This is a genomic window from Inmirania thermothiophila, from assembly GCF_003751635.1.
Lineage (GTDB): Bacteria > Pseudomonadota > Gammaproteobacteria > DSM-100275 > DSM-100275 > Inmirania > Inmirania thermothiophila.
Window position 1 is genome coordinate 244,993 of sequence record NZ_RJVI01000002.1, and the last position, 12,655, is coordinate 257,647.

Annotated in this window: 10 protein-coding genes and 3 tRNA genes; 10 read left to right on the forward strand and 3 right to left on the reverse strand. The window is 75.8% G+C overall.

The window, feature by feature from the left end; translation table 11 throughout:
* The first annotated feature begins 15 nt into the window (after positions 1 to 15).
* The 5 genes from uvrC to EDC57_RS06875 all read left to right on the forward strand — a co-directional run bounded on the left by uvrC (position 16) and on the right by EDC57_RS06875 (position 2,808).
* The gene (uvrC, locus tag EDC57_RS06855) at positions 16 to 1,848 is read left to right on the forward strand and encodes an excinuclease ABC subunit UvrC (protein WP_123401154.1); all 1,833 of its coding nucleotides are present in this window, start codon (positions 16 to 18) and stop codon (positions 1,846 to 1,848) included.
* On the forward strand, positions 1,845 to 2,423 hold the full coding sequence (pgsA, locus tag EDC57_RS06860) for a CDP-diacylglycerol--glycerol-3-phosphate 3-phosphatidyltransferase (RefSeq protein ID WP_123401831.1): 579 nt from the start codon (positions 1,845 to 1,847) through the stop codon (positions 2,421 to 2,423). The genes uvrC and pgsA overlap by 4 nt, the downstream gene beginning before the upstream one ends.
* A 37-nt stretch (positions 2,424 to 2,460) precedes the next feature.
* Positions 2,461 to 2,536, forward strand: a tRNA-Gly gene (locus EDC57_RS06865).
* Positions 2,537 to 2,599: 63 nt separating this feature from the next.
* Positions 2,600 to 2,673 (forward strand) — tRNA-Cys (locus EDC57_RS06870).
* 53 nt (positions 2,674 to 2,726) lie between these two features.
* Positions 2,727 to 2,808: transfer RNA gene (locus EDC57_RS06875), tRNA-Leu, on the forward strand.
* A 21-nt stretch (positions 2,809 to 2,829) separates the two neighbouring features.
* Here EDC57_RS06875 and EDC57_RS06880 read toward each other — a convergent pair.
* Entirely contained in the window at positions 2,830 to 3,750 is a 921-nt protein-coding gene (locus EDC57_RS06880; protein ID WP_123401155.1) for a DMT family transporter, read from the reverse strand.
* A gap of 18 nt (positions 3,751 to 3,768) precedes the next feature.
* Positions 3,769 to 5,445, reverse strand: a complete 1,677-nt coding sequence (locus EDC57_RS06885) for a thiamine pyrophosphate-dependent enzyme (RefSeq protein ID WP_123401156.1) — start codon at positions 5,443 to 5,445, stop codon at positions 3,769 to 3,771.
* A 101-nt stretch (positions 5,446 to 5,546) separates the two neighbouring features.
* Here EDC57_RS06885 and gloA point away from each other — a divergent pair, with 101 nt between their 5' ends.
* On the forward strand, positions 5,547 to 5,933 hold the full coding sequence (gene gloA / locus EDC57_RS06890) for a lactoylglutathione lyase (RefSeq protein ID WP_123401157.1): 387 nt from the start codon (positions 5,547 to 5,549) through the stop codon (positions 5,931 to 5,933).
* A gap of 1 nt (position 5,934) precedes the next feature.
* Complete coding sequence (locus EDC57_RS06895; protein ID WP_123401158.1) at positions 5,935 to 6,396, forward strand: thioesterase family protein; 462 nt, start codon at positions 5,935 to 5,937, stop codon at positions 6,394 to 6,396.
* Positions 6,397 to 6,404: 8 nt separating this feature from the next.
* Here EDC57_RS06895 and EDC57_RS06900 read toward each other — a convergent pair whose 3' ends face one another.
* Positions 6,405 to 6,866, reverse strand: a complete 462-nt coding sequence (locus EDC57_RS06900; RefSeq protein WP_123401159.1) for an Lrp/AsnC family transcriptional regulator — start codon at positions 6,864 to 6,866, stop codon at positions 6,405 to 6,407.
* A gap of 183 nt (positions 6,867 to 7,049) precedes the next feature.
* Between EDC57_RS06900 and EDC57_RS06905 the strand changes: the two genes are divergently transcribed.
* The 3 genes from EDC57_RS06905 to EDC57_RS06915 all read left to right on the forward strand — a co-directional run bounded on the left by EDC57_RS06905 (position 7,050) and on the right by EDC57_RS06915 (position 12,642).
* Positions 7,050 to 10,505, forward strand: a complete 3,456-nt coding sequence (locus EDC57_RS06905) for an indolepyruvate ferredoxin oxidoreductase family protein (protein ID WP_123401160.1) — start codon at positions 7,050 to 7,052, stop codon at positions 10,503 to 10,505.
* A 135-nt stretch (positions 10,506 to 10,640) separates the two neighbouring features.
* The gene (locus tag EDC57_RS06910; RefSeq protein ID WP_170165065.1) at positions 10,641 to 12,182 is read left to right on the forward strand and encodes an AMP-binding protein; all 1,542 of its coding nucleotides are present in this window, start codon (positions 10,641 to 10,643) and stop codon (positions 12,180 to 12,182) included.
* A 40-nt stretch (positions 12,183 to 12,222) separates the two neighbouring features.
* On the forward strand, positions 12,223 to 12,642 hold the full coding sequence (locus tag EDC57_RS06915; RefSeq protein WP_123401832.1) for a MarR family winged helix-turn-helix transcriptional regulator: 420 nt from the start codon (positions 12,223 to 12,225) through the stop codon (positions 12,640 to 12,642).
* Positions 12,643 to 12,655 lie beyond the last annotated feature (13 nt).

The window sequence follows — 12,655 nt, forward strand, 5'->3', positions numbered from 1 at the left end:
GCGGCGCAGGGGCCCATGGGCGAGCAGGAACCCTTCGATCTCGAGGCCTTCCTCCGGGGCCTGACGCGCCGCCCCGGCGTCTACCGCTTCCTCGACGCCGAGGGGCGGGTGCTCTACGTGGGCAAGGCGCGCAGCCTCCGCAACCGCGTCACCAGCTACTTCCGCGGGGGGGTCCACGACCGGCGGCGCCAGCTCCTGCTGGCGCGGATGCGGCGCATCGAGGTGACGGTGACCCGCACCGAGGCCGAGGCGCTGATCCTCGAGAACGAGCTCATCAAGCACCACCGCCCCCGCTTCAACGTCCTCCTGCGCGACGACAAGAGCTATCCCTACATCCACCTCTCGGACCACCCCCGCTACCCGCGCCTGTCCTTCTACCGCGGCCCGCGCCGCCGCGACGGGCGCTACTTCGGCCCCTACCCCAGCGCCGCCGCGGTGCGCGAGAGCCTGCAGCTGCTGCAGCGCCTGTTCCGGGTGCGCCAGTGCGAGGACGGCTTCTTCCGCAACCGCACGCGGCCCTGTCTGCAGCACCAGATCGGGCGCTGCTCGGCCCCGTGCGTGGGCCTGATCAGCCCCGAGGACTACGCCCGCGACGTGGCCCACACGGTGATGGTGCTTGAGGGGCGCGACGCCGAGGTGGTGGAGGCGCTGGGGCGGCGGATGGAGGCGGCGGCCGAGCGGCTCGACTTCGAGGAGGCGGCGCGGCTGCGCGACCTCATCCGCGCCCTGCAGCAGGTGCGCGGGCGGCAGTACGTCGCCACCGGCGGCGGCGACCTGGACGTGGTGGCCTGCCACGTGGAGGGTGGCGCCGCCTGCGTGGAGCTGCTGGCCGTGCGTGGCGGCCGCGTCCTGGGCAGCCGCAGCCACTTCCCGCGGCTGCCCGAGGGCGGCGCTGGCGAGGAGGTCCTCGCCGCCTTCCTCGCCCAGCACTACCTCGGCCGGCCGGCGCCGCCGGAGATCGTCGTGGCGCGCCGCCCGCCCGGGTGCGAGGCCCTGGAGGAGGCCCTCGGCGGCGCCGTGCGTATCCGCAGCGGCGTGCGCGGGGTGCGCCGGCGCTGGCTCGAGATGGCCGAGGCCAACGCCCGCGAGGCCCTGCGGGCCCGCGTCTCGAGCCGCGCCGGGCTGGCGGCGCGGCTCGCCGCGCTGGAGGAGGCGCTGGAGCTGGAGGGTCCCCTGCAGCGCATCGAGTGCTTCGACATCAGCCACACGGCGGGGGAGGCGGCGGTGGCGGCCTGCGTGGTCTTCGACCGCGAGGGAGCGCGAAGCGCCGACTACCGCCGCTACAACCTCCGCGGCATCGCCCCCGGCGACGACTACGCCGCCATCCGGCAGGCGGTGGCGCGCCGCTACCGCCGGCTGAGCGAGGAGGGGGCGCCGCTGCCCGACCTCGTCCTCATCGACGGCGGCCGCGGCCAGCTCGCCGCCGCCGTCGAGGCCCTGCGCGAGCTGCAGGTGGAGGGGCCGGTGCTGGTGGGCGTGGCCAAGGGCCCGGAGCGGCGGCCGGGGGAGGAGCGGCTCTTCTTGGTGGGGCGGGAGGCGCCTCTTATACTGCCCGCCACCTCGCCCGCGCTGCACCTGGTGCAGAGCGTGCGCGACGAGGCCCACCGCTTCGCGGTCACGGGCCACCGCCGGCGCCGGGCCCGCAGCCGCCAAGTCTCGGTGCTGGAGGCGATCCCCGGGGTCGGGCCGGAGCGGCGCCGGCGCCTGCTGCGCACCTTCGGCGGCCTGCGCGAGGTGGCGCGGGCGGGGGTGGAGGAGCTGGCGCGGGTTCCCGGGATCGACCGCGTGCTCGCCCGCCGCATCTACGAGGCCCTGCATGGGGACGAGGAGCCGTGCGCGCCGCGATGAACGTGCCCAACGTGCTGACCCTGGTGCGCATCGGGCTGGTGCCCGTGTTCTTCGTCGTCTTCTTCCTGCCCGTGGCCTGGGCCAACGAGGTGTGCACAGCGCTGTTCGGGCTCGCCGCGGTGACCGACGGCCTCGACGGGTGGCTCGCCCGCCGGCTGGGGCAGAGTTCGCGCTTCGGCGCCTTCCTCGATCCCGTGGCGGACAAGCTGATGGTGGCGGTGGCGCTGGTGGCGCTGGTGGCGCGCGACCCCGGCGGTTGGCTGGCGGCGCCGGCGGCCATCATCATCGGGCGCGAGATCGCGGTCTCGGCCCTGCGCGAGTGGATGGCGGAGGTGGGCGAGCGGGCGCGGGTGGCGGTCTCCATCATCGGCAAGCTCAAGACCATCGCCCAGATGGTGGCCCTGGTGCTGCTGCTCTACGGCGAGCCGGTGGGGCAGTTCCCGACCTGGATCGTCGGCGTGATCTTCCTCTACCTCGCCGCCGCCCTGACCCTCTGGTCCATGGCCGTGTACCTGCGCGCGGCGTGGCCTGCGCTGTCCGCGCCCGGGGCCGGTCGGGGCGCGGGGAGTCCTTGACAGGCTTGGGCGCGCGCATAGAATAGGCGCCGTCCAAGCGGGAATAGCTCAGTTGGTAGAGCACGACCTTGCCAAGGTCGGGGTCGCGAGTTCGAGTCTCGTTTCCCGCTCCAGATCTGCACCACGGACCTGCAGGCACCGTCCGCGGCCGCGGCGGTGCCTTTCAAGTTCCCCCGGGCTGGGTGGCAGAGTGGTTATGCAGCGGCCTGCAAAGCCGTGTACCTCGGTTCGATTCCGGGCCCAGCCTCCAACCCCCTCCCCGCACCGCGCCGGCGGTCCCCTGCCGGTGGCGCGCCGCTCTGCGCCCGGGTGGCGAAACAGGTAGACGCAGGGGACTTAAAATCCCCCGGCCACGGCCGTGCCGGTTCGAGTCCGGCCCCGGGCACTCCCTGCGCCGCGGCGGCCCTCAGGCGCCGCCGGCGGCGGCCGCGCGCAGGCGGGCGAGCAGCCGCCCGTCCATGACCGCGAGCCCGGCGGCGATCACCGCCATGCCGGCGAGCTGGTGCGGCGCCAGGGCCTCGCCGAGGAAGGCGGCCCCCAGCAGGATCGCGGTCACCGGGATGAGGAAGGTGACGAGCAGGATGTTGGTCGCCCCGGCGCTCGCCAGGATGCGGAAGTAGAGGATGAAGGCGAGGGCGGTGGAGAGCAGCGCGAGCCCCGCTACCGCGGCCCAGGCGGTCGCGGGCGGCGCGGGGAGGGTCCAGGGCCGCTCGAGGACGAGGGCGAGGGGGGCGAGGAGCAGCGCCGAGGCGCTCACCTGACCCGCTGCGGCCGCCGCGGGGGCGATGCCGAGGCGGTGGAAGCGCCGCCCGAAGAGGCTCGCGAAGGCGTAGCAGAGGGAGGCGGCGAGGACCGCAAGCTCCCCCAGGAGATGGGCGTCGAGGCCGCCCAGGGCCTCCGGGCCCACCACCAGCACCACCCCGAGGAAGCCCGCCGCCACGCCGGCGAGGCGGTGCGGGCGCAGCCGCTCGTCGCGGGTGAGCCGATGTGCCACCAGCACCCCGAAGAGGGGGGTGGTCGCGTTGAGGATGGAGGCGAGGCCGCCGGTGATCTGCGTCTGCCCCCAGACGATGAGGCTGAAGGGCAGGGCGTTGTTGAGCAGACCCATGCCGAGGTAGGCGGCGAGGGCGCGCCGGTGGGCGGGCGGCGGCCGGCCCTGCAGGCGCAGCACCAGGTGGAGGGCGAGGGCGGCGAGACCCACCCGCAGCACCACCAGCGTCAGCAGCGGGAAGGCGGCGAGCCCCACCTCCACGAAGAAGAAGGAGCCGCCCCAGAGCACGGAGAGGAGCAGCAGCAGGCCCCACTGCCCGCCGGTCATGGACGGCATGTCACGAACCCCGTCGGCTCAAGGTGTTGCATTGGGAAGTGCATCCTCCGGGTGAGGTTGCGGCGCCGGGTCCTCGAGCCCGGGGGCGAGCACCTCGGGGGGCACGGGGACGTGGATGAGGCTGGGGCCCGGATGGGCGAGGGCGCGGCCCAGGGCGGCGCGGAAGGTCTCGGCGTCGGTGGCGCGCTCGGCGCGGGCGCCGAAGGCCCGGGCCCAGGCCACGAAGTCGGGGTTGGCCAGCGTGGTGGCGAAGGGGGCGCCGCCGTAGCGGCGCATCTGGTGCATGCGGATGGTGCCGTAGCGGCCGTTGTCCACCACCACGACGACGAGGGCGAGGCGATGGCGCACCGCGGTGGCGAGCTCCTGGCCGGTCATGAGCAGGCAGCCGTCGCCGGCGAGGCAGAGCACCGCCCGCTCGGGGTGGGCGAGGCGCGCGGCGATGGCGGCGGGCAGTCCGTAGCCCATGGAGCCGCTGGCGGGGGCGAGCTGCGACGGGAAGGGCCCGTAGCGGTGGTGGCGGTGCAGCCAGATGGCGTAGTTGCCGGCGCCGTTGGTGACGATGGCATCCGCGGGCAGGCACGCGCGCAGGGAGGCCATCATGGCGGCGAGGGTGCTGCCCGCCTCGCCCGCGGCCGGCACGGCGCGCCAGGCGAGGGCATCGGCGCGGGCGGCTTCGCGCCAGGCGGCCCAGGGGCCGGGGCGCAGCGGCGCGCGGGCGAGGGCCTCGAGGAAGGGCTCCGGGTGGGCGCAGAGCGCGGGGTCGGCGTGGAAGACGCGGTTGAGGGCGGCGGGCTCCGGGAGCACGTGGATGAGGCGCGGGCGCGGCCGCGGCGGCTCCAGGAGGCGGAAGCCGGCGGTGGTGATGTCGTCGAGGCGGGCGCCGACGGCGAGGACGAGGTCGGACTCGGCGATGCGCCGGGCGAGCGCCGGATCCATTCCGAGGCCTGCGACCCCGGCGTAGCAGGGGTGGTCGTTGTCCAGGTGATGCTGGCAGCGGAACTCCACCACCACCGGGAGGTCGAGCCGCCCGGCGACCTCGGCCAGGCGTTCCGAGGCCCGCGCCGACCAGGCCTGGCCGCCCGCCAGCAGCAGCGGCCGGCGGGCGCGGGCGAGCGCGTCGAGCACCCGCCCCAGGGCGGCCTCATCCGGCCGCGCCGGCGCGGGGGCCGGCGCGGGCACCACCGCGGCGCGCGCTGGCGCCTCCAGTACGTCTTCCGGGAGCGCCAGCACCACCGGCCCGGGACGGCCGTTGCGGGCCACGGCCCAGGCGCGGGCGAGCAGCTCCGGCAGCCGCTCGGGGTCGTCGGCCTCCGCGACCCACTTGGCGATGCCGCCGAAGAAGGCCGTATAGTCGAGCTCCTGGAACACCCCCCGGCCGCGGTGGCGGCGGGGCACCTGTCCCACCAGCAGGAGCATGGGGGTGCCGTCGTGGGTCGCGACGTAGACCCCGGAGGCGGCGTTGGTGGCGCCCGGGGCGCGGGTGACGATGCACACGCCGGGCTCGCCGGTGAGCCGCCCCCAGGCCTCGGCCATCATCGCCGCGCCGCCCTCCTGGCGGCAGACCACGGTCTCGATGCCGTCCTGGCGGCGCAGGCCCTCCAGCACCGGGAGGAAGGACTCTCCGGGGACGCAGAAGACGGCGCGGCAGCCGAAGGCCGCAAGCTGCTCCGCCACCAGGGTTCCGCCGTCGCGCATGGGGCCCTTCCTCCCGCTTTGTCGGGGGTGCGAACATAGCGGCCGCGGGGGGAGGCGCGCAACGCCGGCGTCGGTCACCGAAAACGAGAGGAGGGCGGACGATGCGCTACCTGCACACCATGATCCGGGTCGGTGATCTGGAGCGTTCCGTGAAGTTCTACACGGAAGTGCTTGGTTTCAAAGAGGTGCGGCGGCGGGACTATCCGGAGGGGAAGTTCACCCTGGTGTTCCTGCGCGCGCCCGGCGAGGCCGAGGGCGGGCCCGAACTCGAGCTCACCTACAACTGGGGCGTGGAGCGCTACGAGCTCGGCAACGGCTACGGCCACATGGCCTTCGCGGTGGACTCCATCGACGCCATCGGGGAGCGGCTGCGCGCGCGGGGCCTGGACTTCAGCTGGGGACCTGGGCGGACGCCGGACGGGCGCACCGCCATGGCCTTCGTCAAGGATCCGGACGGCTACGCCATCGAATTGCTGGAGGGCCGCTGAGGTGGCGGGCCCGGCGGCGGACTTCGTGCGCCTGGCCGAGGAGGTCTTCGCCGAGCGTATCCCCTTCAACCGTCTGCTCGGCCTGCACGTGGTCGCGGTGGGCGAGGAGGCGGCGGAGCTGCGCTTCCGTATGCGCGAGGAGCTGGTGGGCAACATCCTCCGCGGGACCCTGCACGGCGGGGTGATCTCGGCGACCCTGGACGTGGCGGGCGGGCTCGTGGCCTTCCTCGGCGCGCTGCGTCACATGGAGGGGCTGTCCGACGAGGAGCGCCTGGCGCGCTTCGCGCGGCTCGGCACCATCGACCTGCGGGTGGACTACCTCCGGCCGGGGCTCGGGGAGGTGTTCAGCGTGCGCGGCCACATCCTGCGCGCCGGGCGCCGCGTCGCCGTCACCCGCATGGAGCTCGGCAACGAGGCCGGCACCCTCATCGCCGTGGGCACCGGCACCTACATCGTGAGCTGACGCCGTCCTCACAGGGGCATGGCGGTGGTGTACTTGACCTGCCGCAGGGCGAAGCCCGAGTCCATGCTCGCGACCCCGGGCAGGTGCATCAGCACCTCGCCGAGGAAGCGGTCGTAGGCGGCGATGTCGGAGGTCACCACCCGCAGCAGGTAGTCGGTGCCGCCGGTCATGCGGTAGCACTCCACGATCTCCGGCCGCGCCTGCACCGCGGCCTCGAAGGCCTGGACCACCTCCTCGCGGTGGCTCTCGATGCGCACCCGCACGAAGACGCTGACGTCGAGCCCCAGGGCGTGGGGGTCGAGGAGGGTGACGTAGGCGCGGATCAGTCCGCTCGCCTCCAGCCGCCGCACGCGCCGCCAGCAGGGCGAGGGCGAGAGGGCGACGCGCTCGGCCAGCTCGGCGTTGGTGATGCGGGCGTTGGCCTGGAGGAGGCGGAGGATGCGGCGGTCGGTCTCGTCGATGGGGGTCATGGGGAAGATCCTTTCTCTGCACGGGGAGGAATGAAAACGGATTTCTGAGATACCGCCCTGTGGCAGGAAAAGGAAAGCACATTTTGTGGGGACGCGGATAGCATCTCAGGATCCCGGCCCCGCGCGGGAGAAGAGCCGCAGGCCGGACCGCGGGGCCGGGCCCGGAGGAGGGAGGAGGCGATCATGGCGTCCGCAGACCCCCGCGCGGCCCGTCTCGAGGCCCTGTATCTCGCCGATTCCGGCACCGTCCACCTCACCGGCACCCAGGCCCTGGTGCGGCTGCTGCTGACCCAGCGGCGGCTGGACGAGGCGGCCGGGCTGGATACGGCGGGCTTCGTCGCCGGCTACCGCGGCTCGCCCCTGGGCGGGTTCGACCAGGCGCTGTGGGCGGCGGCACCGCTACTCGCGCGCCGGCGCATCCGTCATCTCGCCGCGGTCAACGAGGAGCTCGCGGCCACCGCCGTGACCGGCACGCAGCAGGCCGCCGTGCTGCCGCGCCCGCGCCACCGGGGCGTCTTCGGCATGTGGTACGGCAAGGGCCCCGGCCTCGACCGCGCAGGCGACGCCATCAAGCACGGCAACCACCTGGGCGCCTCGCCCCGCGGCGGGGTGCTGGTGGTGGTGGGCGACGACCACGGCGGGGTCTCCTCCTCCTACCCGCACCAGAGCGACCTCGCCTTCCAGTCGTTCCTGATGCCGGTGCTCCATCCGGCGGACGTCGGCGAGCTCATCGCCTGCGGGCTGTGGGGCTGGGCGCTGTCGCGCTTCGCCGGCTGCTGGGTCGGCATGAAGGCGGTCTCGGAGGTGGTGGAGAGCGCGGCGCCGGTGGACGTGGGGGCGCTGCCGCGGGCGTTCCGCCGCCCGGAGGGCTTCGAGCCGCCGCCGGGCGGGCTGCACATCGGGGCGCAGGACTTCGGCCCGCCGGTGGAGGCGCGGATGATGGCGCGGCTGCAGGCGGTGGCCGCCTTCGTCGCCGCCAATCCCATCGACCGGGTGGTGGTGGATGCGCCGGCGGCGCGACGGGGCATCGTCGTCGTGGGCAAGGCCTACGGCGCGCTGCGCGCGGCGCTCGAGGGGCTCGGGGTCGATCCGGAGCGGGCGCGGGCGCTGGGTCTGCGCATCCTCAAGGTGGCGATGCCGTGGCCGCTGGACGGCGCCGCCGCGCGGCGCTTCGCCGAGGGCCTGGAGGAGATCCTGGTGGTGGAGGAGAAGCAGCCCCTGGTGGAGGGGCAGCTGCGCGACCTCCTCTACGACCTGCCGGCGGCGCGGCGCCCGCGCATCCTCGGCAAGCGCGACGCCGCCGGCCGCCCGCTCCTGCCCCGCCACGGGGAGCTGCCCGAGGAGCTGCTCGCGCCCGTGCTCGCGGACTGGCTGGGGATCGCGGGGGAGCCGATGGCGAGGGCCCGGCTGCAGGCCCTGCGCCAGGCCGCCGAGGCAGCGGCGCGCGTCGACGGTCCGCGCCGCACCCCCTTCTTCTGCCCGGGCTGCCCGCACAACCGCTCCACCTGCGTGCCCGAGGACGGCATCGGCCTCGCCGGGGTCGGCTGCCACTACCTCGCCGCCCGCATGCAGAGGCGCACCGTGGGGCTCACCGCCATGGGCTGCGAGGGCGCCAACTGGGTCGGCGCCGCCCCCTTCAGCGGGCTGCCCCACGCCTTCCAGAACATGGGCGAGGGGACCTACTACCACTCGGGGCTGCTCGCGATCCGGCAGGCAGTGGCGGCCGGGGTGACCATGACCTTCAAGCTGCTCTACAACGACGCCGTGGCCATGACCGGGGGCCAGCCGGTGGACGGCCCCCTGAGCGTGACCGCCCTCGTCGCCCAGCTCGAGGCCGAGGGGGTGGCGGCGGTGTCGGTGGTGGCGGAGGACCCCGCGGCCCTGCGCCGGGCCGAGCCGGGTCTGCGCGCTCGCGTCCTGGCGCGCGGGCGGCTCGCCGCCGAGCAGGCGCGGCTGCGCGCGGTGGAGGGCGTCACGGTCCTGGTCTACGTCCAGACCTGCGCCGCCGAGAAGCGCCGTCGTCGCCGCCGCGGCCGGCTCGAGACTTTCCCGCGGCGGGTCTTCATCCACCCCGACGTGTGCGAGGACTGCGGCGACTGCGTGGTCCAGAGCAACTGCATCGCGGTGGTGCCGGTGCGCGGCCCTCACGGCCGCCGCCACCGCGCCATCGACCAGTCGGCCTGCAACCGGGACTACACCTGCCTCGAGGGCCTCTGCCCCAGCCTCGTGACGGTGGAGGGGGTGCGCCCGCGGGTCGCCGGCCGCGACCACGACCCGGCGAAGGAGCTGCTGCCGGCCCCGGTGCGGGCGCCGGTGTCTGAGCCGGTGCGCATCCTGCTCGCCGGGGTCGGCGGCACCGGGGTCGTGACGGCGGCCTCCATCCTCGCCGAGGCCGCGGCCCACGACGGCCTCGTCGCCACCACCCTCGACTACACCGGCATGGCGCAGAAGGGCGGGGCGGTGCTGAGCCACGTCACCCTCGCCCCGGCGGGGCGCACGCCGCCCACGCCGCGCATCGGCGCGGCGCGGGCCGACCTCCTCATCGGCTGCGACCTGGTGGTGGCGGCCTCGCCCGAGGCGGTGCGCACCGTGCGCGGCGACAGCACGCGCGCGGTGCTGAACCTGCACGAGGCGCAGACCGGCGCCTCGGTGGTGGATCCCGCGGTGCGGCTCGACGGCGAGGCCCTCCTCGCGCGGCTGCGGGGGGTGCTCGGGGTTGGGCTCCGGGGGGCGGTGGATGCCACCGAGCTGGCGAGGCGCCTCGACGGCGAGACGGCGGTGGCCAACGTGCTGCTGCTCGGCTTCGCCTGGCAGCAGGGGCTCGTGCCGCTGAGCCTCGAGGCCGTGGAGCGGGCGCTGGCGGCGCTCGGGCCGGCCGCCGAGCGCAACCGGCGCGCCTTCCACTGGGGCCGCCTCGCCGCCCACGACCCTGAGCGTCTCGCGCGGCTGGCCGGGGTGCGGCCGCGGTCCGAGGCGGACCCCGAGGCCGAGGCGGCGGCCCGCGCCGAGGCGCTGGTGGGCTACCAGGGCGAGGCCCTCGCGCGGCGCTACCGGGCGCTGGTGGGCGCGGTGCGCGCGGCGGCGCGGGCGCGGGCGCCGGAGGCCGCGCCGCGGCTGGAGCGGGCGGTGGCGAGGACCTGGTTCCGGGTGCTCGCGCCCAAGGACGCCTACGAGGTGGCGCGCCTCTACACCGACGGGCGCCTGGAGGCCGCCCTGGCGGAGGTCTTCGAGGGCCGGCCGCGGGTCCGCTACCACTTCGCCTGGCCCCCGCTGGCCGGGCGCGACGCGGTCACGGGGCGGCCGCGCAAGCGGGCGTGGGGTCCCTGGGTCCGGCCGCTGCTTCGGCTTCTGGCGGCGATGCGGCGGCTGCGCGGCGGGGCGCTGGATCCGCTGCGCTGGACCCGGGAGGCGCGTGAGGCGCGGGCCCTTGCCGCCGAGTACGAGACCACCGTGCGCTGGGCCCTGGAGCGGCTCTCGCCGGACAACGCCGAGACGGTGGCCGAGCTCCTCGCGTATGCCGACCACGTGCGGGGCTTCGGGGCGGTGCGGCGGGCCCGTCTGGCCGAGGCGCGCCGCCGCCGCGAGGCGCTCATGGCGCGCCTGGGCGACCGTCCCGCCCCCGCGGCACGGGCGGCGTAACCGGCGCGCGGCGGGTTGACCTTCGGACTCGGCGCTGGCAGCTTGGCGTCGAGGGCGGGAGGCATCCCGCCGTGACCACGAGAAGGGGCGCGGCCGCGAGGGCGCAAGCGCCCCCGGAGGGTGGAGGCGCCGGCCGTGAACGCCGCCGAGGAGCTGTTGCGTCCGCCGCTGCGCGACGGGGCGGGCGGGCGCGCGGCGATCTGGTTCGAGGGCCGAACCGTGAGCTACGCGGAGCTGCACGAGGGCAGCCTCCGCTTCGCCGCGCTCTGGCGGCGCCACGGGGTGGGCCGCGGCGACCTCGTCCTGTTCCTCGGGCGGGACGGCCCCGCCCTCTATCAGGCCTACCTGGGCGCGATCCTGGCCGGGGCCGTCCCGGCGGCCCTGAGCCTGCGCATGACGGAGGAGGAGCTCGCGCCGCTGCTGGCCGGGTCCGGGGCACGGCTGCTGGTGGCCGACGCCGACCTGCTGGCGGGCGCGGCGGGGCGCGCCCTGCCCCCGGGGCTGCCGTGCATGGCGCTGGACCGCCCGGCGCGAGGGCTTCCCGCGGCGGTGGAGGCCGCGCGCACGACCGCACCCCGGCCGCCCGAGGACATGGGCGAGGACGATCCCGCCTTCGCCATCTTCACCTCCGGCACCACGGGCCGGCCCAAGTGCGTGGTGCACGCCCACCGCGCGGTGCGCGCCGCCCGCCGCTTCATGGGCGAGATCCTCGGTGTGGGGGCGGGCGCGCGGGTGTTCTGCACCTCGAAGCTCTTCTTCGCCTATGCCCTGGGGCACGCCCTCTTCGCCACCCTGGCGGTGCGGGCCACGGCGGTGCTCGCGGCCGCCTGGCCCGAGCCGGAGGCGGTGACCGAGGTGGTGCGGGCGGCGGCCCCCGAGGTGGTCTTCAGCGTCCCGGCGCTCTATCGCAGCCTCCTGCGCGCGGGGCTTGCGGAGGATCCGGCCTGGCGTCGGGTGCGCCACTGCGTGGCCGCGGGCGAGCGGCTTCCGGAGCCGGTCTACAGGGGCTGGGCGGCGGCCACGGGGCGGGCGCCGGTGGAGGGCATCGGCGCCTCGGAGACGCTGTTCCTGTTCCTGGCGCAGCGGCCGGGGCGGACGCGGCCCGGGGTGACCGGGTGGCCGACGCCGGGCACGGAGGTGATGCTGCAAGGCGAGGACGGGGCGGCGGCCGGGGCCGGCCGACCCGGCGTGCTCTGGGTGCGCATGCCCAGCGTGGCCCTCGGCTACCGCGGCGAGCCCGAGCGCGGCGCGGCGGTGCTGCGCGACGGCTGGTACTGCACCGGGGACATGTTCGTGCGCGAGGAGGACGGGGCCTTCCGCTACCTCGGACGGGCCGACGACATGCTCAAGATCTCGGGCCAGTGGGTGAGCCCGGAGGAGATCGAGGCGGCGGCCCAGGCCGCGCCGGGGGTGGCCGAGGCCGCCGCGGTGGGGGTGGAGGACGGCGACGGTCTGACCCGGCTCGCCCTGTTCGTGGTGCCGTCCGGCCGGGTGGACGACGAGGCCGCCTTCGCCGCCGGGCTCGTCGCCTGGATGGGGGCGCGTCTTGCGCGCTTCAAGTGCCCGCGCCGGATCGGGCTGCTCGAGGCGCTGCCGCGCACGGCCACGGGCAAGGTGCGGCGGGCGCTCCTTCGCGAGCGCGCGGCGCGGATGGAGCGGGAGCGCGGCTGGGCGTGAGCGCCGGGTCAGGAGACGAGGGGGAGGGCACGCGTTGGAGATGGACTTCGATCTGCTTCCGGAGCTGCTGGGCTATCACCTGCGCCGGGCCCAGGTGGCGGTGTTCAACGACTTCATGCGCAGCATGGCGGAGTTCCAGATCACGCCCGGCCAGTTCGGCATCCTGGTCCTGATCGGCGCCAACGAGGGGCTGTCGCAGTCCGCCCTGGCGCGGGCGGTGGGGGTGGAGCGCTCCACCATGGTCTCGGTGATGGACAACCTGGAGCGGCGCGGGCTGGTGGCGCGGCGGCCCTCGCCGGCGGACCGCCGCTCCTATGCCCTGGAGCTCACCGCCCGCGGGCGCGCGCTGCTCGCGGAGCTCAAGCCGCGGGTGCGCGAGCACGAGGCGCGCATCGCCCGCCGCCTCGGCGGGCGCGACCCGGCAGAGCTGATCGAGCTTCTGCGCCGCATCGCCGGCTGAGGCGCCGCGCCCC